27 protein-coding genes and 1 pseudogene are annotated in these 20,975 nt (G+C 39.7%); 26 read left to right on the plus strand and 2 right to left on the minus strand.

Features of this window, described 5'->3' with window-relative positions:
• From RR876_RS14375 to RR876_RS14395, 5 genes and pseudogenes are all read left to right on the plus strand, one after another.
• A pseudogene (locus RR876_RS14375) lies at window positions 1-389 on the plus strand (helix-turn-helix domain-containing protein); the annotation flags it as partial.
• The gene (locus tag RR876_RS14380; protein WP_332477817.1) at window positions 386-643 is read left to right on the plus strand and encodes a hypothetical protein; all 258 of its coding nucleotides are present in this window, start codon (window positions 386-388) and stop codon (window positions 641-643) included. The pseudogene RR876_RS14375 and the gene RR876_RS14380, both read left to right, overlap by 4 nt.
• A 32-nt stretch (window positions 644-675) precedes the next feature.
• On the plus strand, window positions 676-1,053 hold the full coding sequence (locus tag RR876_RS14385) for a DUF559 domain-containing protein (RefSeq protein WP_332477905.1): 378 nt from the start codon (window positions 676-678) through the stop codon (window positions 1,051-1,053).
• Window positions 1,050-1,547 (plus strand): hypothetical protein, encoded by a 498-nt coding sequence (locus RR876_RS14390; protein ID WP_332477818.1) that lies wholly within the window; start codon window positions 1,050-1,052, stop codon window positions 1,545-1,547. The genes RR876_RS14385 and RR876_RS14390 overlap by 4 nt, the downstream gene beginning before the upstream one ends.
• A 112-nt stretch (window positions 1,548-1,659) precedes the next feature.
• Window positions 1,660-3,219 carry a DUF3883 domain-containing protein gene (locus RR876_RS14395; RefSeq protein WP_332477819.1) on the plus strand — a complete coding sequence of 520 codons (1,560 nt, stop codon included), beginning with the start codon at window positions 1,660-1,662 and terminating at the stop codon, window positions 3,217-3,219.
• On the opposite strand, the gene xseB is transcribed toward RR876_RS14395, so the two are convergent.
• Both xseB and xseA read right to left on the minus strand, forming a co-directional pair.
• Window positions 3,220-3,414, minus strand: coding sequence for an exodeoxyribonuclease VII small subunit (gene xseB, locus RR876_RS14400; RefSeq protein WP_332477820.1), 195 nt, complete (start codon window positions 3,412-3,414; stop codon window positions 3,220-3,222).
• On the minus strand, window positions 3,407-4,669 hold the full coding sequence (gene xseA / locus RR876_RS14405; RefSeq protein ID WP_332477821.1) for an exodeoxyribonuclease VII large subunit: 1,263 nt from the start codon (window positions 4,667-4,669) through the stop codon (window positions 3,407-3,409). The genes xseB and xseA overlap by 8 nt, the downstream gene beginning before the upstream one ends.
• Window positions 4,670-5,176: 507 nt before the next feature.
• Here xseA and RR876_RS14410 point away from each other — a divergent pair.
• From RR876_RS14410 to RR876_RS14510, 21 genes are all read left to right on the plus strand, one after another.
• Window positions 5,177-5,761, plus strand: coding sequence for a hypothetical protein (locus RR876_RS14410; RefSeq protein ID WP_332477822.1), 585 nt, complete (start codon window positions 5,177-5,179; stop codon window positions 5,759-5,761).
• Window positions 5,762-5,881: 120 nt separating this feature from the next.
• Window positions 5,882-7,153, plus strand: coding sequence for a hypothetical protein (locus tag RR876_RS14415; RefSeq protein WP_332477823.1), 1,272 nt, complete (start codon window positions 5,882-5,884; stop codon window positions 7,151-7,153).
• Window positions 7,154-7,252: 99 nt separating this feature from the next.
• Window positions 7,253-7,690 carry a hypothetical protein gene (locus RR876_RS14420; RefSeq protein ID WP_332477824.1) on the plus strand — a complete coding sequence of 146 codons (438 nt, stop codon included), beginning with the start codon at window positions 7,253-7,255 and terminating at the stop codon, window positions 7,688-7,690.
• Window positions 7,650-8,291, plus strand: coding sequence for a putative metallopeptidase (locus RR876_RS14425; protein ID WP_332477825.1), 642 nt, complete (start codon window positions 7,650-7,652; stop codon window positions 8,289-8,291). The genes RR876_RS14420 and RR876_RS14425 overlap by 41 nt, the downstream gene beginning before the upstream one ends.
• Before the next feature lie 595 nt (window positions 8,292-8,886).
• Entirely contained in the window at window positions 8,887-9,393 is a 507-nt protein-coding gene (locus tag RR876_RS14430) for a DUF2280 domain-containing protein (RefSeq protein WP_332477826.1), read from the plus strand.
• The gene (locus RR876_RS14435; protein ID WP_332477827.1) at window positions 9,390-11,066 is read left to right on the plus strand and encodes a terminase; all 1,677 of its coding nucleotides are present in this window, start codon (window positions 9,390-9,392) and stop codon (window positions 11,064-11,066) included. The genes RR876_RS14430 and RR876_RS14435 overlap by 4 nt, the downstream gene beginning before the upstream one ends.
• 12 nt (window positions 11,067-11,078) lie before the next feature.
• Window positions 11,079-12,545 (plus strand): DUF935 family protein, encoded by a 1,467-nt coding sequence (locus tag RR876_RS14440; RefSeq protein WP_332477828.1) that lies wholly within the window; start codon window positions 11,079-11,081, stop codon window positions 12,543-12,545.
• Window positions 12,546-12,571: 26 nt separating this feature from the next.
• Complete coding sequence (locus tag RR876_RS14445) at window positions 12,572-12,808, plus strand: hypothetical protein (protein WP_160362338.1); 237 nt, start codon at window positions 12,572-12,574, stop codon at window positions 12,806-12,808.
• A 51-nt stretch (window positions 12,809-12,859) separates the two neighbouring features.
• Entirely contained in the window at window positions 12,860-14,065 is a 1,206-nt protein-coding gene (locus RR876_RS14450; protein ID WP_332477829.1) for a phage minor head protein, read from the plus strand.
• A gap of 19 nt (window positions 14,066-14,084) precedes the next feature.
• Window positions 14,085-14,612, plus strand: coding sequence for a hypothetical protein (locus RR876_RS14455; protein WP_332477830.1), 528 nt, complete (start codon window positions 14,085-14,087; stop codon window positions 14,610-14,612).
• A 183-nt stretch (window positions 14,613-14,795) separates the two neighbouring features.
• Window positions 14,796-15,764: a hypothetical protein gene (locus RR876_RS14460; protein WP_332477831.1), complete on the plus strand. Its 969-nt coding sequence runs from the start codon at window positions 14,796-14,798 to the stop codon at window positions 15,762-15,764.
• Window positions 15,764-16,147: a hypothetical protein gene (locus RR876_RS14465; protein ID WP_332477832.1), complete on the plus strand. Its 384-nt coding sequence runs from the start codon at window positions 15,764-15,766 to the stop codon at window positions 16,145-16,147. The genes RR876_RS14460 and RR876_RS14465 overlap by 1 nt, the downstream gene beginning before the upstream one ends.
• A gap of 3 nt (window positions 16,148-16,150) precedes the next feature.
• Complete coding sequence (locus tag RR876_RS14470; protein ID WP_332477833.1) at window positions 16,151-17,224, plus strand: major capsid protein; 1,074 nt, start codon at window positions 16,151-16,153, stop codon at window positions 17,222-17,224.
• A 10-nt stretch (window positions 17,225-17,234) separates the two neighbouring features.
• A complete protein-coding gene (locus RR876_RS14475; RefSeq protein WP_332477834.1) occupies window positions 17,235-17,591 on the plus strand; it encodes a hypothetical protein in 357 nt (118 codons plus the stop codon).
• An 8-nt stretch (window positions 17,592-17,599) separates the two neighbouring features.
• Window positions 17,600-18,055 (plus strand): DUF1320 domain-containing protein, encoded by a 456-nt coding sequence (locus tag RR876_RS14480; RefSeq protein ID WP_332477835.1) that lies wholly within the window; start codon window positions 17,600-17,602, stop codon window positions 18,053-18,055.
• 8 nt (window positions 18,056-18,063) lie between these two features.
• Window positions 18,064-18,612, plus strand: coding sequence for a phage virion morphogenesis protein (locus tag RR876_RS14485; RefSeq protein ID WP_332477836.1), 549 nt, complete (start codon window positions 18,064-18,066; stop codon window positions 18,610-18,612).
• Window positions 18,605-19,057 carry a hypothetical protein gene (locus RR876_RS14490; protein WP_332477837.1) on the plus strand — a complete coding sequence of 151 codons (453 nt, stop codon included), beginning with the start codon at window positions 18,605-18,607 and terminating at the stop codon, window positions 19,055-19,057. The genes RR876_RS14485 and RR876_RS14490 overlap by 8 nt, the downstream gene beginning before the upstream one ends.
• Window positions 19,058-19,065: 8 nt before the next feature.
• Window positions 19,066-19,245 carry a hypothetical protein gene (locus RR876_RS14495; RefSeq protein ID WP_332477838.1) on the plus strand — a complete coding sequence of 60 codons (180 nt, stop codon included), beginning with the start codon at window positions 19,066-19,068 and terminating at the stop codon, window positions 19,243-19,245.
• Window positions 19,238-19,981, plus strand: coding sequence for a hypothetical protein (locus tag RR876_RS14500; RefSeq protein ID WP_332477839.1), 744 nt, complete (start codon window positions 19,238-19,240; stop codon window positions 19,979-19,981). Before RR876_RS14495 ends, RR876_RS14500 begins: the two co-directional genes overlap by 8 nt.
• 70 nt (window positions 19,982-20,051) lie before the next feature.
• Entirely contained in the window at window positions 20,052-20,618 is a 567-nt protein-coding gene (locus tag RR876_RS14505; RefSeq protein ID WP_332477840.1) for a hypothetical protein, read from the plus strand.
• Window positions 20,619-20,688: 70 nt separating this feature from the next.
• Entirely contained in the window at window positions 20,689-20,967 is a 279-nt protein-coding gene (locus RR876_RS14510; RefSeq protein WP_168159651.1) for a DUF2845 domain-containing protein, read from the plus strand.
• The last annotated feature ends 8 nt before the right edge of the window (window positions 20,968-20,975 follow it).

The following is a 20,975-nucleotide window of genomic DNA, read 5'->3' on the forward strand; positions in this document are numbered from 1 at the left end:
TGACAGCGAAATGGCTGGAACGAGAAAAACGCGCTTTTGAGATTTACAACCAAGACAAAACCATTTGCGATGAACTTCTGAATTTCTACTTTGCCGATTGGCTGCTGCATGCATACCGAACTAAGTACTCTCAAGAAACCAAAATGGGATACGGCAAAAAACCTGCAGCAGAACCGAAGCACCTCACTGACAAACAAATCTCGGCGTTTGCATTAAAACTTGCACATCACCCAGAGTTTGCGAGTAAACACAGTGCTCCGGGTGACTCATACGAGCAACTGGCATCAAGAATCAAAATCAAACTGATGAACCCAACTCAAGCGAAGAAATGGGAACCATACCTCAAGCAAGTTGGGTTTACTGGAACGCTTATGGGGGCTACAGCATGAAACAACAAAATTTCAGCGCAAGGCAAGCTGTAAGACAAGGTGAACGAATGATCTTGGTTTTACAGGAGATGCTGGCTAAACGGGGTAAGACCAGTGTTGTTGATGTACAGGGCATGATGGGGATGACTACACGTACAGTCCAACGCTATTTAGATCAATTGGTTCAAGCTGGATACATTTTACGTGATGACGCGACACCTGCAGGTTTTATCCCATCTGAGAAGGCTAAACAGTTGTTTGAGGTAAAAGTGTGAGTAGCAGCTACTCCATTGCTGAATACAAAAGGATGATCGGAGCCAATAAACCCAAAAGAGAATCTAAGCGTCCAAAGGTTAAAGGTGAAAAGGTACAGAGTGAGGGAGAGGTGATATTGGCCACATCTCTTAGAGCCTTAAAGATTGAGTTTGAGCAGGAGTTTAAGTTTCACCCTACACGTAAATGGAGAGCTGATTTCCATTTGAAGGGCAAAAAGATATTGGTCGAGGTAGAAGGTGGGATCTGGAGTAATGGCAGGCATACAAGGGGTAAGGGGTACTTAGGGGATTTAGAGAAATATAACGAAGCAACAATGATGGGTTATCAGGTAATACGGTTTAGCACCGAGCAAGTGAAAAGCGGCAAAGCGATTGAGCAAATAGAGAAGATGGTAGGGGATTTGGGATGACGGCAGCAGTAACGATTATGCAAGTAGTAGATTGGACACGTTTTGATTTAGAGGGATGGTTATATCAGTTTGGTGCTTGGATGAATACCGTATCTGGTACATGTGGGAAAAGTATCAATCCAATCGCTGTAGCAATGGATAGTGCTGTGAAAGCTCAAAAATATAAGAAGCTGACCAAAGAGCAACAACAGCAAATTATTGTGGATTACTTAACAGGTGACTTTGAACCGCCAAAGTCTAGACGTAGCAAGTTGGCCTGTCAGATTGATGATAATGAAGCCCGCGCTGTACAGCGTTTGATTCTAGATATGCAGGGTCAATCTGAAGTTTTAGATGATTGGTTGGATGCCATCATTTGCCGTTATTTTTATAACAATTCATGGGCTGAAATGAAAAACTCAACCCGTACCGAAATGGATGCTAAATTTGATGTTAAGTGTGGTTTGGCAGCTTTGCATGTTCGGTATGGGTTTATTGGATTATTAAACAAATAATGTTTTTGCTCAAATCTTATAATCGTAAATGCTTGTGAATTTAAATCTAAAGCATTGTTTTAAAATAATAATGCACTAAGATAGGGCGACTTTATGATTATAAGAGGGTGTTATGGCAACGATTTTATTCTTATGGAACCCTAAAAAATGGGCTTGGACTAATTTAGAGCTTCAAATAGAAGATTTGAAAGAGGGTAAAATAGTAAAAGAGCCATGGTCTACTGGTAATAGAAAAAAAGGAATTAAGGATGGTGATAGATTTTTAATGATGAGATTGGGACAAGAGCCCAAAGGAATCATGGCTTACGGTACATTTAATAATTTTAGAAACAGACCTCATTGGAATCCAGAAAAGGCAAGTTTAGGCAAGGAGTTGCTTAACGTCGATTTATGTTTTGAATTTTTAAGTTCTCAGCCTTTAATAGGAGAAGAGGAGTTAAATAGGAGATTTGAGGGAGAAGTTTCTGATTGGACTCCAGGTGGAAGTGGAAATACAATTCCAGAACATGTTGCAGATAATATTATACAAATTATTAATTCCAGAAACCTAAATGTAACTAAGCCTATTGAGCAGCCTGTATTATTTGCTCGTATTGGCTATATGGAGTATTACCAAGGCGCAATGAATGGTGATTTTCCTATTGGTGGAGGTAGTTATAATAAAGATAATACAGGCTTTGAGGCATGCAATTTTTTAGATGTCGGTGGAAAAGTATATGGTTATTATCAGCCATCAATGAATTCAGGAAAGATCAACCTTGAAAGAATTAATCCTAAAAAAACAGGGCTGGATAAATTAGAAAATGTATTAGTAATCTTTTTCTCAACCTTGCCTAAAGCCCTAGTGCAACAAAACCTTACTAACGAGATAAATAGCTCATCGGCTGTAATTGTCGGCTGGTATAAAAATGCTACGGTCTTTAGAGATGCACAACAAATAGATAGAGAAATTCATGGAATAGAACAAAATATTTATTTTATTGAAGCGAAAGCAGCTGATTCGTATTTGCTACCAGTTGATAAGCGAGTATACAAAATTGGACATGGAATAAAGGGTGAAAAAGAGGGTAACCCAGGGCAATCTAATAGCTTTTATATTTATGATAAAAATAAAAATATTAAGGACTTAAATACATTACAGAATAATTGGATTAGTAAAGCAATCGAGTATGTGAAAGCGTATTCAGGTGAATTCATTAATTCTGACCAAGAGCGGGCAGTACAGAATGCTATTACAAGCCAATTTAGATCAAATCGTAATGGTGGTGCTGGTTTTCAGAGTAATGCGTTAGTGAGAGTTGCGGTTGAGCAGCATGCAATGAAAAAGGCTGAAGATGCTTTAACTAAAAAAGGTTACGAAGTTAGATTAACTCATAAAAATGGACAAAGTATTTGTGGAAACTCTCCATTTGATATGATTGCCTATAAAGATGGGGTTGAGCATTTTGTTGAAGTAAAAGGAACGCAATCTAATGGTTCATCGGTAATTTTTACCTACAATGAAGTCGAATTGTATAAGGATAAAACCAAGAAGGTAATCTTGTGTGTTGTTCATTCTATTCAGCTGAAAGATGACAAAGTAAATATAAAAACTGGAGATGTGATAATTCACGATCCTTGGATTATAGATACTTCGAAACTCAAAGAAATTTCATACTTTTATTCATTTTAACTAATCCTTAAACGTCTCATTCAGAGCCTGCTGAACTGCATCTACACGTGTTTTACAGGCTTTGTATGCCACCATAGACTCTTCAACGATTTTCATTAAATTATCGATGTCTGGTTCTTCCTGTGACTCCAATAGCTCAGCATTCTTTTTTAGGACTTCATATCCTTCCTTGAAAGAGAGTTCTTTTTTATTCATTACTAATTACCTTCGTTACATTCGCTTGAATGGTACCATCTTGTAATTCGACCTGGATGTTATTACCTGAAATCTGTTTAATAGAGCGCATAGCTTTTCCTTCACTACGAACAATTCCGTAGCCTTTAGCCATCACGTTTCGTGGATTCTGGATTAAGGTTTCACGCATCAGTGATTCGACTTGATTCGTTGCCAGTTTGATCTGTTGCTGGGCTAAGTAATGTAGGGTGCTTCGCATCAAATCTACGCTCTTATTTGCTTCATTGATCTGCCCATGCGCAAGCGTCTTAATCACTCTCATGTATTGATCATTTTGGCTTTGGTACGCCGTGATTTGATGTTGAGATAATAGCTTGATGGTTTGAAATGCATCTAAGACGTCCTGCGTCCGTTCAGCGATAAGATTACGAATACCACCAATCACTTTACTTGGTGTATCAAATGAACGGTTTGCAACTTCATCTAGTATCGTACGGTCTTTTTCGTGACCAATGCCGACCCAAATCGGAACGGTTCGTTTGGCCAACAAGGCAGCCAGTTCGTAATCATTTAAATAGGCAAGATCGTTTACAGCACCACCACCGCGGATAATAACGATGAGATCAGGCGGGGTACTGAAATCAGTAGCCCATTGTCTGAGACCATTACTTAGAGAGGTGATAATACTCTGTGCTGCTGTGTTCCCTTGAAATGTGGCTGAATAGTATTTGAAATGACATACACCAGCTTTTTCTAAAGCATCGGCATCTTTTTTGAAGTCACCTAGACCTGCAGCATTTTCAGGAGCAATTACCAGGACATTCTGAATATCAAAGGGAGCAGGGATGAGCTTATTTTTATTTAATAGGCCTTCAGAGGTAAGTCTTTCTAAAATCTGTTGATAGCGCCGTGCAATATCTCCAAGGGTATAGCTTGAATCAATATCTTCAACATTCACTGAAAAGCCATACTGAGGATCAAACTTGGCTCTGACTTTTACCAAGACATTTAAATCCTTTGAAAGCTCTACGCCGCTTTCTCTTTCAAACTTAAGCACCATTTTCTGAGCTGTAAATTTCCAGATGGTTCCTTTACAACTTGCTATAACTTTGTCGGTGCTTTCATCCTTTTCAGCTAACTCAAGATAGTAATGTCCGCCCTTAATATTAAGATTACGGATCTCAGCTTTCACCCATACAGGATCATTGAAAGTAATTTGAATTACTTCCTGTACGGTGGATAGATAATCACTAAGAGAAAACTGAGGTTCAGACATTAGATCAATTATTTTAAGTGCTTAGGTGAATAGTATTAAAGCAAAGCTATAAGTGCAAATTGAGAATATGCTAACTTGACCTTGATCAAGGTATATGGCATATTTCTGCTATAGTGGACGAAGTTATAGTAATTCACTTTATAAACTTAAAGATTTCTTAGGGAGCTAAGCTTCGGTTTGGGATTCCTTGACATAACCTTATTACTTTTTAAAGCACTTTCATTTTTTTTAGTACTAATTTTTCTTTGTTTATTAAAAGATCCAAATTTCACTAAAAGTTTATTTAATGGAGGTATATTTATGAAAGAGAACTTGTCGAAGGCTATAAGTGCAACAGCTGATGCTATTTTGATTGTGTTGGGCGGTGCTTTGGGTAGTAAGATTGTTGGTTATCTCGCCTAAGAGATTTTTAGTTAAAGCTCATCATATGATGAGCTTTTTTATTGCAATGTATATCAGTTGTTTTTTGATATATAGTTCTTAAACTTTATTTATTTTTGTTAAAAAATGTTTGAAATTGACATTGGATTTGCTGGAACCCTTCTTGGTGCTTTAATTGGAGCTCTTGCTTTATTAGTAACAGTTAGAAAAACTGCTGAAAAAGTACATGATAATTTCAGAGCTGATAAGCTCGCTGAAGCTAAGAGAGATGTTTATTTAGAGCTCGTAGATGCATGGATGATTTTTATATTGGATATAAATAGTTTCCGAATAATGCCTGAGAAAGATTTTCACATAGTTTTTTTTCAATCAAATAAGAGATTAGTTTCCTCTTTACACAAATCTAGTTTTATTTCTGAACCAGTTACAAAGAAAGAAATTATGGATTTTACATTTGAACTAAGTCTCAAGACTAAGTCAATTAGTGTGGCTATAAGAAGTTGGTATGAAAACGATGGACAAGATCGAGTTCCAGAGGAACAGTTATTAATTAATCTGATGGAAGATTTAGGCTTCAAGGCTTTAAATCTTCAAAATAAATTAAGAGAGGAATTGGGTATTATTAACGATCAGAAAATTGATGAGTATATTTTTAATAGGCAAGTAGTCTTTTCAAGACAAATTAAAACCCAACTTTTCAATAGTAGATAAAGAATAATGCTTTCGATTATTGATGTGTAGTCAAAATTAATTATGAATTTTATAATTTATAAGTTTTCAATTGCTTAGATAAATGATAAATTTAAAAAAGCGCAATAATTAAGAATTTTTATGTACACACCGAAAACTGTAGAATATTTATGTACATTTGACTCAAATCTAGGTATTTGTAGCTCAGTAACAAATTTTAAATCGTTGTTGAGTGCGTCTGGGTATATTACTTTCGTTAAACAAAATATTAGATGGAAAGATAAAGTATTTGGTTTTGATGTATCTAAAGGGGAAATTTCTGGTGATACTAATAATAATTTTTATCACCTTACATTTACTAATTCTAATGAAGATGAAAGTAACAGTTTTCAAGAATTACTTAAAGCTGTAAGAACAATTTTAGCCAAAGTTGCAAATGAGAAAGAACCTTTGGTTTTAAGAGATGATATAAGTAGTGACTATGCCATAAAAGCATACCCAATAATTCATGAACTTGAAAATTCAATGCGTAAACTTATTACAAAGTTTATGATAACTAAAGTGGGTAAAAATTCTATAACCTATAATTTACCATTAGAGGTATTAGATTCCGTAAAGAGTGAAACTAAAAAAATAGAAAGTCAGAATATCTTATATAAAACTGATTTTATTCAATTATCTAATTTTTTGTTTAGAGAGTTCTCAACGGATAAATCGAATAGTATTTTTGGTTTTATTAGTCAGGCGGAAGAGATATCTCTAGAGCAGTTAAAAGATTTAAAAAATAAACTTCCGATGTCAAATTGGGATAGGTATTTTAAACCTATAATAAATTGTTCTTCTGAAGAGCTTAAAACCAATTGGGAAGAGTTATATAAAATTAGGTGTACAGTTGCACACAATAATTTTCTTACTAAAGAACAATATGATAATTTATTTAATAAGTCGGAAAAGATTCAGAAAATTATCATGTCTGCTTTAGAGAAATTGAGTGATGTGGAAGTAAAAGAAGAAGAAAAATATGATATTTTAGACAGTGTAAATATAAATATAAATGAAAAATATGGAGAATTTCTGCTGCTATGGAAAAGCATAGAAAGCTCTCTATTTAAAATCACTAAATTATTGAAATATAGTGACAATATGGACTCAAGGCTCATGAATAATATGAGGCTGGCTCGCCATATGCTTTCTAGAAAAATTATTGAACCAAAAGTATATTATTCCCTCCAAGTGCTCAGAGAATATAGGAATCAATTGATACACATTGAAGACTTTGAGCAGAGTGATCTTGAGCAAAATATTTATAAGGCTCATGAAATAGATAGAATTTTAAAATCTTTAATTAGCGATATGCTTAAAGAGGAGTCAGATCAATCTTCTCTCGATGATCAAAATGGTGAGGTAAGTTAATTTAAATTTCCGCTATTATTATAGGAAAAGATGGAATAGTATTAATTTCACAAAACCGCATTAATTATTTTCAGTGCGGTTTTTTTATGGGCGCAATTTATGAACGCAGATGACTATTTCTGGAAAACCAACAAGCGTCCACCTAAAACGAAACTACGCACTAAACCTTTACCGAAAGCAAAAGAAAAATACTTAGAGGCTGAGGAAACCCTATTCCAAGAATTAGAAGAACACCTGATTGGCTATGAGCGCAAATTTCAATTTGAATCCACTAAAAACTGGCGATTCGATTTTTATATTGTGAAGCTGAGGCTTCTTATTGAGATAGCTGGTAGTCCCTGGGCTGTCGGGCGTGGTGGAAAAAAAATAGCGAATGCATTTAATAAATATGATCTGGCTGAAGATATGGGTTACAAGATTCAGCGTTTTGAGCCGCATGCGATTGAGTCGGGTTGTGTGATTCGTTGGATTAAGTCGAAGTTAGAGAGATTAGTAGATGGAACAGATCAGACCATTCCCACCGACGGATCTCATTGATCAGGCTGAGGAAGAAGATGCTATTCGCCTTGCGCCCGCCGTGGAATTAAAAGAATGGGTGATTAAAAACTTTCTAACCATTGGTGGCCAGCTCCACAATCCAGATCATGACCATATCTCAGAGCTACTGCACGATGATGAAACCTTCTTAGCATTTGCTTGGGCATCATCTGCATGCCAGTCAAAAAAACGCATGGTTCTAGGCCAATGTGAAAAAGTGATGTTTAACCAGGGCGGATGGAAGAAAGCCCGGCAGGAACAGCAGATGCGAGATTGGTTTGGTTGTGTACCTGTTTATCTAATTACCATCGATGCATCATTCTGTGAGCAAGCTTCAGATCATGATTTTTGTGCTCTTATAGAACATGAGCTCTACCACATAGGCGTAGAACGTGATCAAGACGACGAGATTATTTACAGCGACAATACTGGCTTACCTAAGTATTATTTAGCTGGTCACGATGTTGAAGAGTTCTATGGTGTAGTCAAGCGTTGGGGTGCAAACGAGACTGTTAAGCGCTTAGTCGATATCACAAAGACTGCGCCGTTTGTATCTGATTTTAATGTGTCTGCGTGTTGTGGGAACTGTGTGATCAATTGAGCCTGAGGGCTCTTTTTATTTGGCTATCTTGTTTGACGCTACCAGCCTTTAAGGGTATAAATAACTCATAACATAATAATATTATGAGAATTCTATGTATAACCCAACGTCGAAAAACCTTCGTAAAGTGATGAGCAAAATAGTGATCTATTTTTTTAATACAAGTTGATCACTATTTTTGTAATTCTAAAAGAGGTTTTTAAAAATGAGTGGAATTCTGAACGTAACTCTAATTAGTGCTACGACAATCTTGGTCGAAGTTTCTTTTCAAACTTTTCAGTTATTAAGTGGACTTGTAGCATCTTCGTATAATGAGCATGGATTTAATTTGCGATTATTTCGAATTTTTTTATTTGAGCACTTACCAGTAGCTGCTAAATTTTTTGTTAAGACATTTTTCAAAAAGCTCAAAGATAGTTTATTTGATGCCTTCATGAATCTTTTCAAAACAAAGTCACTCAAGTATTTACTTGCATAGTCATAAGAATCTAGAAAGAACTCACCTTAGGGTGAGTTTTTTTATTGGATAAAGTTTTTATAAAATGGTGAATTTTTTTGCCCACTTACCTTGATGTACCTTGATGGATAGTGAGTTATGGCAAGGCTTAAAAAAGCAGAAAAAGTCTTTATTGTTCGGTCACTTGCACAGTTTATGACACCTACTGAGGTGGTAGTGTCCATCAAGGAAAACTTTAAGATAGATGTTTCCCCACAACAGGTGGAATCATATGACCCAACAAAGACTGCAGGTGCAGATCTATCGCAAGAGTTAGTGGATTTATTCCATGAGGCTCGGCAGAAATATATTGATCAACCGATCTACAACATTATCGGTGCAAACGACATTATTCAATTGCAAATCTTGAGTGACCTTTTGGTTTCGAAGAAAGGCAATGTGGTGATGTCGATTAAGCTGATTGATCAAATTCAGAAGATCGTGAAAGGCCACTACGAGCGCAAGTTGGAAATTACAGGCAAAGATGGTGGTGCGATTAAAACTGAAACAGAGCACAGCCAGCGCCCCCCTATGTATACCCCTGAGCAGCTTGCTGGGATGTCAGCACAAGAACTATCTCGCTTAGCAATTAATGGCAAATTATGAGTTACGCAATTGAAGAAATAGCGCCCCTCATCAAAGAGTGGACGATTAGCATACGTTTGCCTGAAGTCATTGCTGAGATGACTAGACGTTACTATTACCGAGCCGTAATAGAGCAAAGCGAACTCAGCATTCAGGCTGAGATCTACAAGTGCAAGAATGATCCAGCACATTGGTTTAATCATTGGGTGTGGACCTACGATCCAAGGGGGATGCCTTTTGGATTACCGGCAAATATTCCGTTTGTACTTCGCCCTGGTCAAGTCGAATTGGTCGACTGGTTACTTGAGCGTGAAAGCACTCAAACTCACGGCCTCATTGAGAAGAGTCGTGATGAAGGTATGAGCTATGTTGTACTGGGGTTTTATCTGCACCGGTGGCTATTTGTAGAGGGCTTTGCTGGTGGTGTGGGTAGTCGTAAAGAGGATCTAGTTGATAAGAAGGGCGATCCTAAAACGCTGCTGCACAAGTTTCGAGATATGTTCTCAAAACTTCCTGATTGGATGAAGCCGAAAAGTTTTGTCGAAAAGGTCCACGACAACTACATGCGTATTATCAATCCTGATAATGGTGCAACGGTTACGGGTGAGGCTGGAGACAACATTGGCCGTGGTGGACGTACCACAATGTACTTTCTTGATGAATGGGCATTCGTAGAGCGTCAAGAAGCTGTAGATGCAGCTATATCGCAGAACACAAACGTTCATATCAAGGGATCAACGCCAAACGGTATTGGTGACAAGTTTCACCAAGATCGCTTCAGTGGACGTTACGCCGTGTTTACGATGGCATGGCGCGATAATCCAGATAAAAACTGGACTGTTTCACTCCATGGGAAGTTGATTCATCCATGGTATGAAAAGCAAATTGCGACGCTTGACGATATTGTCTTAGCCCAAGAAGTTGATATTGATTACGCCGCTTCAGTTGAAGGTGTATTGATTCCATCAGCATGGGTTGAAGCTGCAGTAGATTTGCACATAAAACTCGATATACAGCCATCAGGTGAGCGTAATGGTGCACTTGATGTGGCAGATGAGGGTAAGGATAAAAACTCCTTTGCCTCACGTCACGGCATTGTTCTGCAATATTTGGATACGTGGTCAGGCATTGGTGATGACATCTTTGGAACAACCCAAAAGGCGATCGATATCTGCTTGGAGCAAAAACTGAATTTGTTCTTTTACGATGCAGATGGTTTGGGAGCTGGTGTTCGCGGTGATGCCCGAGTCATCAATGAGCAGAACAGCGGAAAAGGAATTGATGAGATCCAAGCAGATCCGTTCAGGGGCTCGGGTGCAGTACATAACCCAGAGCTTGAGATGGTAGAAGCTCGGAAGAATATCGATTTCTTCGCAAATCTAAAGGCTCAAATGTGGTGGAGTTTGCGCATGCGCTTCCAGAACACTTACAGAGCACTACAAGGCATGCAATACGATCCTGACTCACTTATCTCGCTATCGACTGAAGATTTGGATAAGCGCGAACTAGAGCAACTTAAGCGTGAGTTATCACAGCCGACCTACAGTAAAAACGGTGCTGGCAAAATCCTTGTAAATAAGCAACCCGATGGTGCTTTGTCACCTAACCGGGCTGATAGCGTCATGATCTGTTTTAGTGATATCAAACCACCTGCACGATTAAGACCAGGAGGGGGAGGTTCACGAAGTTTCTAAAAGGTTTTTAAGATGGCAAAGAAGTCAGAAAGTAAGAAAATAAAGCCTAAATCAGCTGGTTTAATGACAGAAGTTGCTGTTGAAAACCTTGCATTCACTTTGGGTCGCAAAGCTGATATTGACGAAGTACTTCGTCAGGCTGGGCTAACCCGGCAACGATTATCAGTCCTTATGGTAGATGATGAGATTGCACAGGCCATGGAGACACGCCTTGATGCAGTTCTCAATGCGCCGTGGCGATTTGTTGAAGATCATGGTGAGCAAACGGTCTTCCTAAAGGATTTATTCACTCGCTGGCATGCAGAGATCGTCTCAGGTGCATGGGAAGCTTGCCCATACGGTTATTCGGTTATGGAGGCTAACTACGAACTTACCAGTGATAGTAAATTCACCTTAAATGAGATTGTAGTTAAACCTCTAGAATGGTTTGAGCCTAAGAATGATGGACGCTTAATTTACCGACAAAATGCTACAGAAATTGATGTAAATGCCAAATACCCACTTAAGTTCTTTTTGACACGCCGTAAACCTACATTCAAACAGCCTTATGGTGATCCATTACTGTCGAAGGTTTATTGGCTATGGTTCTTCCGTACCAATACAACAAAGTTTTGGGTCAAGTTCTTAGAACGTTTTGGTACGCCAATCTTATTGGGGAAAGTAGGTGGTAAAGATCGTAAACAGGATGATATTGATGCAATGACATCGGCTTTGCTCAATGCACATGCTCAATCAGTTATGTCTATTGGCGCAGAGGATTCGGTAGAAACTATAGGTGGAAGTTCTTCTAATGGTGGCAGTACAGCATTTGAAGCCTTTGATAATGTTTTAACTCGCCGTATTCAAAAGGTGGTCTTAGGTCAAACGCTCACAAGTAGTACGGATGGTGTTGGTAGTCGGGCTTTAGGCGAAGTACATAATGATGTTCGCTTAGATAAGCGTAATTCAGATCTGCGCATGATCACACCTACAATTCAAGAGCTTATTGACGCACTCTGCCTGCTGAATAACTTTGAGAGGCACACGATCGTTTTAGGTGGTGAGCAGGATCTTAAAGTCGCTGTTGTTGATCGTGATATTAAGCTTAAAACATTAGGTGTTGAGTTTAATGACCAGTATGTGATTGAGACATACGGCATCAAGGCTGAGCATTTCAAGATGAATACCGATGATGCAATCCCTAACACTAAATTCTCAGCATTACCTCATCAAGCATTCAGCTTTAAGGCTTCTGTGCAAAAGCAGTCACCTGAACAGCAGGAAGTGGATGAGCTGACAGATGCTCAGGATGACCTTGAACTATTGAATCAAGATCAGATTAAACAACTAGTGGCTGATTCGACCGATCCACAGGATCTAGCAAGCAATTTAATGCAACTCATTCCTATGGCATCTAAGGCTCAATTTAAAGCGAATTTAGATCAGGCTTTGTATGCAGGGGATGTACTTGGGTATGTCGCAGCGCAAAGTGAGAAGTGAGCTAGCTTTAATTGATATGTGATGGCATGCTTATTTGGCATTTAATAACAAGTGAAACCAAAATGAGCTGTAAATACTGTGGTGGTACTACTTTATTTGGTCAATGCCAGCATTCAAATTGTGGTGCCATGCAACCCAAGCAAAAAGATAGAAAAGCAAAATCTGCAAAGTCTAATAATGGGTGGTTAATACTAGTTGGTATTGCTGTGTTTTTGGCAGTATTGCAATGGACAGTTAATACCGTAGCAAGTTTTTTTAAATAGTCTTTTTACTTTAGAAAGCCTCCGAAAGGAGGTTTTTTTGTGGGTGTTGAAATGCAACCAGTCACGTTTCTTGAAGCGCTGCAGTATGCGCATAGTAAGAAAGTGGTGCTGCCTAATGAGTTTTACTCAATGGATCTTAAGACACGGCAAATGGCGACTACGGTTAGCTTTCTGTCGAGCCTAGAACAAGCTGAGTCGGTGATTAAGTCACTCAATAAAACCTTAGCATCGGGTGGTACCTTCAACGATTTTCAGAAGCTTGTAGCTGAATCAGAAATCGTTTTACCTAAGCATTACCTGGACAACGTCTTTCGCACCAATATACAAAGCGCATATGGTCATGGACGTTGGCAACAACAACAACGGAATAAAGATAAACGTCAGTATCTGATGTATTCGGCTATCAATGATTCACGTGTGCGTCCTGCACATTTGGCATTGAATCGAATTGTACTGCCGATTGACCACCCATTTTGGCTAACGCATTACCCTCCATTGGGTTTTCGTTGCAGATGCACCGTTATTGCTTTGACTGAGAAGCAAGCATTGAAATACGGCATCACACCTGATGACAAGTTGCCCGAAGTTGCAGAAGCATTGGACTGGAGTTCACATCCTTTGCAATTTGGAGAGTTTGAGGCATTAGTGGATCAGAAGATTTCTAAATCATTACTTGATAAGGAATATCTGCTTGAGCAGAAAGAGGCAATTAAGGCTGAATGGACTGCATCTAAAAAGCTGACCAGTCTTTTAGCCCCGATGGATGATAAATCGAGAGATCTATTTAACACGGTGGCCAATAAAGTTATTCCTTTAGATCCATCCATTAGACCGAGTGCGATTAAGACTTTCTTGGATTATGTGCAAGGTAATGATACTGCAATCACGAACTACCTAAATTCTTCTGTAAGCTCGAAAGCGGACGATGTTTTAAAGCAGTGGCTCAGACAGGACATGCAAGCCTTAAGCGCCGTGGCGAGTAATTCTGCTGCAATCGTGACAGGTGGTGTGACCTTGCAGCATGTAGTGGCTTATGAGGTTGGGCAAACGATTCAATTTAATTCGCCATTATTGTTAGCCGAGAATGCTTCCGATGTGGTTTTGCAAATTGAGAATGCGAAAGGCTTAGGCATTGATCTAAACGAGTTGAATGCTGGTCATGGCGTATTGATGCCAATGGGTTTGTCATTTGAAGTAGTTTCGGTCGACATTGTCGACGGGAAGTTGTTATATACTCTGAATGTGATTATGCAATAACAACAATTTGGTGTGTATTTTGATTGATTTGGAAAAAGAAAAACGAGCAATTGAAAAGCAAAAGGTATTATTTGAATTTTATAAGAGTGAACTGGATGTCATAAAAGGTGATTTTTATAAACTTGAAGATAAAGCATCCAAATACCTCACAGCATTAACATTACTAACAACTGTCTTAGTCGTTTTAGTTAAAGATGTTTTTGAGGGTATTGGATTTAACCTAATGTCGTTCAGCATGTTAAGTATCTTTGTTCTAATTATTTTATCTAGCGCCGCATCATGGCGCTTTGTGTTTATGATTTTGAGGCCAATGGATGTGAAGGAACTTCCATCTGATATGCGAATTGTAGATTATTTCAATAACACCCGTTTGGAAGAGTTTTACTATGGAATAACACATAGTTATATCGGTGTAATTGAAAGTTATAAGGCTTGTACAAATGAAAAATCAGATTACTTAAAACGGGCTTTTAGTGAAATTAAAACTACGGGATTGCTTATCATTGTTTTGATAATTTTAATTATGCTTGATAAAGTGTTTTTTTAATCAATTCAGAATCCAAGTGAAGGAAAAATAATGTTAATTAATTTTAATGATAAGCCACCTGAATATGTTCCACCTCCTAATTTAGATGTAATCACAAGATCTGATGATCGAAAAATTAAGAAATGATACTTTATTTTTCTTTAGACCGCTCCTTATGGGGCGGTTTTTTTATGGAGCATGAAAATGCCTGAACTTAATAAAGAACAAGGCAAGTACTTATTCTCACTATCCGCCGTGGACATTGTTCCTCAGGTTGAAGGGGATAAAAAGCGAACCTTTAAAGGCACGGCTTATGGTGGTGGTCGTGTTGATGGTCACTGGTTTTGGGGGCGAAATGGTGTTGTTTTCGATCTTGAAGGAATTGAGATTCCAACCCCAACCCCTTTACTAGAAGAGCACTTCAGTACTAGCAGAGTCGGTGTGGTGAAAGAAGTCGGTATCAATCAAAACATTACAGTGACTGGCGACTTTCTCCGCAATGCAAAAGCACGTGAAGTAGTAGATGACGCAGATGATGGTTATCCGTTTCAAATGTCCATGTTCATTGATCCTGGTTCTGTAGAGGAGGTAGGGCAAGGGGTAAGCGTTGTCGTAAATGGACAGACATTCACTGGACCTGTCGCAGTATTCCGAAATAACCGAATCCGTGAATTTACGATCTGCTCAACTGGTGCAGATCGAACAACGTCGGTAAATGCATTCTCGGCAAAACCCGGTACAACAAATCAACCCACAGAGGACACAGACGTGACCGAATTAGAAAAGGCGCAAGCCGCGCAGAAACAGGCTGAAAAAGAGCGTGATGATGCTTTAGCAGATCTTAAAAAGTTTAAAGCTGATAAGCGTGAAGAAGATATCAAAGGGCTTGAGGCAGCTTTAAATAAGCAGTTTAGCGCTGAAGAGAAGACCTCTTATACCAATATGGATGACACCTCATTTGCATTCATGTCTCAGCAATTAACGCAATTCTCAGCTGGCAGCCAGCCACCAGCTGGTCAACAACAGCAGCAAAAAATTCCATCGCACTTTCAGCATTTGTTTACTCACCAAGCCACAGGTGGTCAGGGTGGGCAACAAGGGCAAGGTAGTGATCAAGGTTCAGCACTAGATCAGGCTTTCAATAAATTCGCAGCTTCTATGGAGCAAAAATAATGGGAACGATTACTCAAACGATCACATCAGAACAATTGGTCGTTGGAAATGGTGTACGCACTGAAAATACAAAGGTCACCACCAATACAGCTTATAAGCGTGGTGATTTGCTTAACATCGATGCAGCTAACGTGGCTGGTCATCCAGTAGTGACGGGTGGCGTAATTGGTGATTGGAATGCTATCGCTGTCGCTGATTTCACAGCGGAGCAAGCAACCTACCATGCAGCGAATGACCTAGAAATGCCGATCTATGTACAAGGTCCTTTTGATGTGGCTGTGGTTACTGTCAATGGTGTGAAGCTAACAGCAGGTCAGATCGATGCTGTTCGTGCACAAGGTTTAAACAACAAAATTGAACTACGAAAAGTAGTGGGGAATTAAGACATGGGTCAAATTTTTACGTTTCAGGAAGCACCTGTAGAGCTCCTAGATGTACCGCAGTTGGTGTTACTAACAGATACCACACAGAAAGTAGATACCTGGTTAATCGATCGCTTTTTTCCGCAGCGCGTGTCATATAACAAAAATGTAGTGCCAGTTGGAGAGTTGAATACAGCCACTCCGCTTGCTCCATTTGTAACCCCGAATGCTGGTGCTCGACCGATTAAAGTTGAAGAATCAGGTCAAGTGCAATTTGTAAAACCAGCTTATTTAAAGCCTATGATGACAGTAACGCCTGCAGATGTTCAAAATGCTGCATTAGTTACCCAATTGCGTAAACATGGTGTTATTGCAACTGGTTCAAACCGTCTAAGTGATGCTGATCTTCTTTTGATTGACCAAGCGCAAAAGGCTCTATATCTGCGTCAGTCTATTGATAACCGAAAATTGCTAATTGCACGTGATGTCTTGTTGTATGGTAAGACTACGTTTGCTTCTGCTGACTTCCCGAAATATGAAGTGGACTACCGTCGAAACCCTGCCTGCAATTATTCTCCACTGATTAAATGGGGGCAATCGGGTGCAAAAGTGCTTGATGATTGGCAGGCGATGATTGATCTTTCGATTGAACATGGTGGCTCATCGCCAAACATGGTTTTGACGAGTTCAAAAGTCTTTAATGCAATGAAACAAGATGCAACGTTTGTGGCTAAGTTCGTAGCTCCATATGCAGGTATTAGCGTCCCATTAACACCGACTTTTGATCATAAAGATAAGCCGCAGTTCCGTGGTGTGGTTGATAATATTGAAATTTGGACATATGACGTAAAACACAACATGGATGGTGCAGCAGGTCGCTTCATTCCAGAAGACTTCTTTGGCTTGATTAATGATGCTAATGGTTGGATCGCGCACTGTGCTATTCAAAACCTAGAGGCATTTGGGCAAGCTTTGGAATTCTTCTTAACCCAAGATCAGAAAAAGAACCCGTCTAGCATTGAGCTGTTAGCTGAATCATCACCACTCGCAATCCCTAACAACAAGAACGGTCTTGTTGGTGGTCGTGGGTTTGTATAAGGAATAAAACATGCCAAAGTACATTGCAAAACAGTCCCTAGGTCACTTTCGACCAGGGCAAGAAGTTAAAGGGCTTGAAGATAAACAACTTCAGGCCCTTTTAGCATCTGGAGCAATTGAAGAAGAAAAAGCTCCAGAACAACCTAAAGCTGATGGTGCCGCTGCCCAGATTGCAAGCCTTACTGCAGAAGTGGCAGAACTGAAAGCAAATGAGGCAATCCTTATTGAGGGTAAAGATAAAGCCGATGCAGAAGTGGCGGAGCTTCAAAAGCAAGTTGAAGGCTTGGAAAAATCATTAGCCACAACCGAAGCCGCTCTAAAGAAAGCCACCGCCGAAGCCAAGAAAGCACCGCCAGCTGATAAATAAGGTGATCTATGTACGCGACTGAAGCAGATTTAAAAACACGGTTTGGTGGACAGGTGATTGAAGAGCTTAAGTTGGGGCGTGAAGGCGGGGCAGATCCTGTCGATATCGTGCAAGTAGCGTTACAGGATGCTGAGGAAGAAATTAACGGTTACATCGGTAGCCGTTACTCTTTGCCACTTGCAAGCGTACCCTCCAACTTAAAACGTATAGCGTGTGATATCGCACGTTATCGTCTTTACACTGAAGATCCTCTGGAGCATATCACCAAGCTTTATGACGATGCGATTGCTTTCTTAAAACGTGTCCAGGACAAGAAAGCAGATCTGCAAATCATCAATGAGCAGAGTAAAGAAATTATCGACGATGCACCTAAAAACAAACCATCCACAGCACCAATTGGTACGACTTATACAGGTGGTATCTTTGGTGACGATGTCCTTGGAAAAATGCCCAGCATTAAGTGAGGTGACGCATGCCAGGCGCATTAATTGAAATCCGTGCCGATGGTGACTCAGCGATCTCAAAAGCTCTAAGTTTGTATGCTGACGTTGAAAAGCGTCAGTCCAGACTTTATGAGCGTATGGGTGCAGCCTTGGTGGAGAATATTCGCGATCGCTGGTCTCGTGGAGAGGGCTTATACGGTAAGTGGCCATTATCAGTCAGAGTGATGCGCCAAGGCGGTACCACGCTTCGAGATACATCACGTCTAATGAACTCAATTACCAACAACACTATCAGCAATGGTTTTGAAGTTGGAACGGACGTTGAGTATGGCGCGATCCATCACTTTGGCGGTGAGATTAAACATGAGGCTCGTCAAAGCACGGTTTACTTCCGACAGAACAAAAAGACCGGTGTTGTCGGTAATCGTTTTGTTCGTCAAACGCGATCTAACTTTGCTCAAGACGTGACCGTTGGTGCTTATACCGTGAAAATGCCTGCACGTGCGTGGTTGGGTTTAACGTCAAATGACGAGCAGGATCTCTTAAACATTGTTGAGGATGTTTTACTAGATGAGTGATGAAAATCTATATGCGGTACGAGATGAAATAGTAGCGCGTCTCGAGCAGTTCATGGGTGAGTGGGGTGTAAAGAAAATCTATACCCCTAAAAATCTAGGTGTGACGACTGAACTGTCGCAAATCACCCCCAACATCCAAGTTAATTTCCGTCGTACCAAAAGTGCAGGAGTGGTAAGCAAAGGCGATGCGCTAAAGCTGAAAGTGGTCTGGGAAGTGACAGCTTGTTGTAAACATGCCGCATCGCAGGTGACAGATGGTTCTAAAGCATTTGATATGGCTGGTGATCTAACCATTAAGATCATCAAAAAATTGAGTGGCTGGGAACCTGAATCCAGTGCGGAACCACTGATTTATATGAATACGGAGGAAGACATTTCTAAAAGCTGTGTCTACTCAACAGTGGTTCTAGAATCTGAGCTATTCATTCAAACCGAACCTGATTAAGGAACCTTATGAAAACGCAATACAAAGCGCTAAAGCCCATTGGTCCTTGGGTGAAAGATCAAATTGTGGGTGATTTACCACAAGAAAAAATTAAACAGCTTTTAGAGGATGGCGTGATTGAAGTAATCAAGCTTGAGGTAAAAGCAGAAGTTAAACCAAAAACAAAAGAGGTGTCTGCGAATGGCTAAGAAGTACATTTCATTGCGTGGTAAGTTCTCCCTTGCCCCGATTACTGAAGGAGTTGTGGGGGCAATGCGAGAGTTGGGAAACATTCCTGACTTTACGCTGGAAATCACCGCTGACAAGATTGAGCATACCGAGTCAATGTCAGGTGATGATACGACAGATTTGGTGTTATACAACACCACAGCAGTTTCATTCAGTGGCACACTTGAACAGATTGATGCTGATAACCTAGCATATATCCTGTCGGGTAAAAATGTCGCAGTTGCGACCAAAGCTGTAACTGACCGTGATTTAGGTGCGGTCACTAAAGGCCAGAAAATCAAACTAGATGGTTTTAATTTGACTCTACCAACAGTGACTGATGGAGCATCAACACCAGTTCCTATTGAATCAACGAAATATAAGCTAGATGCAATTTACGGCACGATCGAGTTTCTTGATGATTTGCCAAAGGTTGTTATTGGATACACGACTGGCGCCGTGACACATACTACGATCGCATCTGACTTTGGCAAAGAGTATGCATTGTTCTTTGAAGGTGTTGATAAGATCAGCAAAGACAAAGTGTTCTTAGCTTTACATCGTACAGTGAAGACACCTGATTCAAGCTTTGGCCTAATTCATGAAGAATTTGGTTCTTACGAAATCAGCGGTGATGCCTTAGGTGATCTGACCAAAGACAAAGATGGTGCGCTTGGCTTATACGGCTATTACACTCAAATCCCTAAAGCTGCATAAACACATACAGGCACTTAAACAGGATGCAATAGGCATCTTTTTTTGTGCCTGTACTTTTTGAGATTTCATCATGAATGATTTTTTTATGGCTTCAAATCGACCTGTCAAAGTTGGTGAGCTATCTGTGCACCAGCTGCAGATGCATAACTTTGATGAGTGGTCGGGTGCAGCGCAGGTTATTAAAGACTTTTTGAATCATCATCCAGATGAAACCGCACAAAAGATCTTTGATTCTCATCCATTTGAATCGACGCAATTGATAGCTCATTGTTTGAAATACAGTATTGAACAGCTCATCGATCTATTCAAAAAAGAGGGTGAACTCAATATCTTGTTATTGGATGCTGTGATTAAAGTGAATGACGCATTCTTTTCAGAGCCGAAACCTAAACACCGGGACGATGTGGATCCACGTAAAAAGAGCAGTTGGTTTGATGTATTTCAGCTTCTCGTATCCAATGGCCACTCACATGAAAGTATCATGCAAATGAGCTACGGTTCATTCCGACACTACCTTAAAGCAGCTCAAAAAGCTGAGCGCATTAAAATGCGTAATTTAGCGATCGCAACCAGGGCGCAGAACGCAATCAATAAGAAGTTCAATGAATTCATTAAGAGTCTTGAGAAGGAACAGTAACTTTCACATTGTGATGTGAATTTGAGCACGTTATGATTTAGCCGTTAAATATAAATAACTGGGTAAATTCATGAAAAAATTATTAATTACAGCTGCTTTGATGTCTGTTTTTACATTAGCAAATGCAAATTTAGCAGGGGCAAGCATTAACGGTAAACAAGTTCGTAAAGGCCAAAGCTATGGCGAAGTCGTTGCAGCTGCAGGCCAGCCAGTATCACATTTTGATTATGTTAAAAACGTGGGTGGTAAAGACGTTTCAGTGCGTGAATTAAGCTATGTAGATGGTAGTAAAACTTTCACTGTTGTAATTGAAGATGGCAAAGTTACTACGATTCGTAGTGGTCGTTGAGGGTAAGA

It is taken from the genome of Acinetobacter sp. (genome assembly GCF_036666595.1).
GTDB lineage: Bacteria > Pseudomonadota > Gammaproteobacteria > Pseudomonadales > Moraxellaceae > Acinetobacter.

Excerpts from the sequence above, each read along its gene's own strand:
- RR876_RS14475 (WP_332477834.1), top strand. The coding sequence starts at position 17,235 with ATGCCAAAGTACATTGCAAAACAGTCCCTAGGTCACTTTCGACCAGGG.
- xseB (WP_332477820.1), bottom strand. The coding sequence starts at position 3,414 with ATGAATAAAAAAGAACTCTCTTTCAAGGAAGGATATGAAGTCCTAAAA.
- RR876_RS14380 (WP_332477817.1), top strand. The coding sequence starts at position 386 with ATGAAACAACAAAATTTCAGCGCAAGGCAAGCTGTAAGACAAGGTGAA.
- RR876_RS14420 (WP_332477824.1), top strand. The coding sequence starts at position 7,253 with ATGAACGCAGATGACTATTTCTGGAAAACCAACAAGCGTCCACCTAAA.
- RR876_RS14385 (WP_332477905.1), top strand. The coding sequence starts at position 676 with ATGATCGGAGCCAATAAACCCAAAAGAGAATCTAAGCGTCCAAAGGTT.
- RR876_RS14500 (WP_332477839.1), top strand. The coding sequence starts at position 19,238 with ATGGCTAAGAAGTACATTTCATTGCGTGGTAAGTTCTCCCTTGCCCCG.
- RR876_RS14495 (WP_332477838.1), top strand. The coding sequence starts at position 19,066 with ATGAAAACGCAATACAAAGCGCTAAAGCCCATTGGTCCTTGGGTGAAA.
- RR876_RS14425 (WP_332477825.1), top strand. The coding sequence starts at position 7,650 with ATGGAACAGATCAGACCATTCCCACCGACGGATCTCATTGATCAGGCT.
- RR876_RS14430 (WP_332477826.1), top strand. The coding sequence starts at position 8,887 with ATGGCAAGGCTTAAAAAAGCAGAAAAAGTCTTTATTGTTCGGTCACTT.
- RR876_RS14460 (WP_332477831.1), top strand. The coding sequence starts at position 14,796 with ATGCCTGAACTTAATAAAGAACAAGGCAAGTACTTATTCTCACTATCC.
- RR876_RS14440 (WP_332477828.1), top strand. The coding sequence starts at position 11,079 with ATGGCAAAGAAGTCAGAAAGTAAGAAAATAAAGCCTAAATCAGCTGGT.
- xseA (WP_332477821.1), bottom strand. The coding sequence starts at position 4,669 with ATGTCTGAACCTCAGTTTTCTCTTAGTGATTATCTATCCACCGTACAG.
- RR876_RS14485 (WP_332477836.1), top strand. The coding sequence starts at position 18,064 with ATGCCAGGCGCATTAATTGAAATCCGTGCCGATGGTGACTCAGCGATC.
- RR876_RS14395 (WP_332477819.1), top strand. The coding sequence starts at position 1,660 with ATGGCAACGATTTTATTCTTATGGAACCCTAAAAAATGGGCTTGGACT.
- RR876_RS14510 (WP_168159651.1), top strand. The coding sequence starts at position 20,689 with ATGAAAAAATTATTAATTACAGCTGCTTTGATGTCTGTTTTTACATTA.
- RR876_RS14470 (WP_332477833.1), top strand. The coding sequence starts at position 16,151 with ATGGGTCAAATTTTTACGTTTCAGGAAGCACCTGTAGAGCTCCTAGAT.
- RR876_RS14465 (WP_332477832.1), top strand. The coding sequence starts at position 15,764 with ATGGGAACGATTACTCAAACGATCACATCAGAACAATTGGTCGTTGGA.
- RR876_RS14390 (WP_332477818.1), top strand. The coding sequence starts at position 1,050 with ATGACGGCAGCAGTAACGATTATGCAAGTAGTAGATTGGACACGTTTT.
- RR876_RS14445 (WP_160362338.1), top strand. The coding sequence starts at position 12,572 with ATGCTTATTTGGCATTTAATAACAAGTGAAACCAAAATGAGCTGTAAA.
- RR876_RS14480 (WP_332477835.1), top strand. The coding sequence starts at position 17,600 with ATGTACGCGACTGAAGCAGATTTAAAAACACGGTTTGGTGGACAGGTG.
- RR876_RS14410 (WP_332477822.1), top strand. The coding sequence starts at position 5,177 with ATGTTTGAAATTGACATTGGATTTGCTGGAACCCTTCTTGGTGCTTTA.
- RR876_RS14490 (WP_332477837.1), top strand. The coding sequence starts at position 18,605 with ATGAGTGATGAAAATCTATATGCGGTACGAGATGAAATAGTAGCGCGT.
- RR876_RS14435 (WP_332477827.1), top strand. The coding sequence starts at position 9,390 with ATGAGTTACGCAATTGAAGAAATAGCGCCCCTCATCAAAGAGTGGACG.
- RR876_RS14505 (WP_332477840.1), top strand. The coding sequence starts at position 20,052 with ATGAATGATTTTTTTATGGCTTCAAATCGACCTGTCAAAGTTGGTGAG.
- RR876_RS14450 (WP_332477829.1), top strand. The coding sequence starts at position 12,860 with ATGCAACCAGTCACGTTTCTTGAAGCGCTGCAGTATGCGCATAGTAAG.
- RR876_RS14415 (WP_332477823.1), top strand. The coding sequence starts at position 5,882 with ATGTACACACCGAAAACTGTAGAATATTTATGTACATTTGACTCAAAT.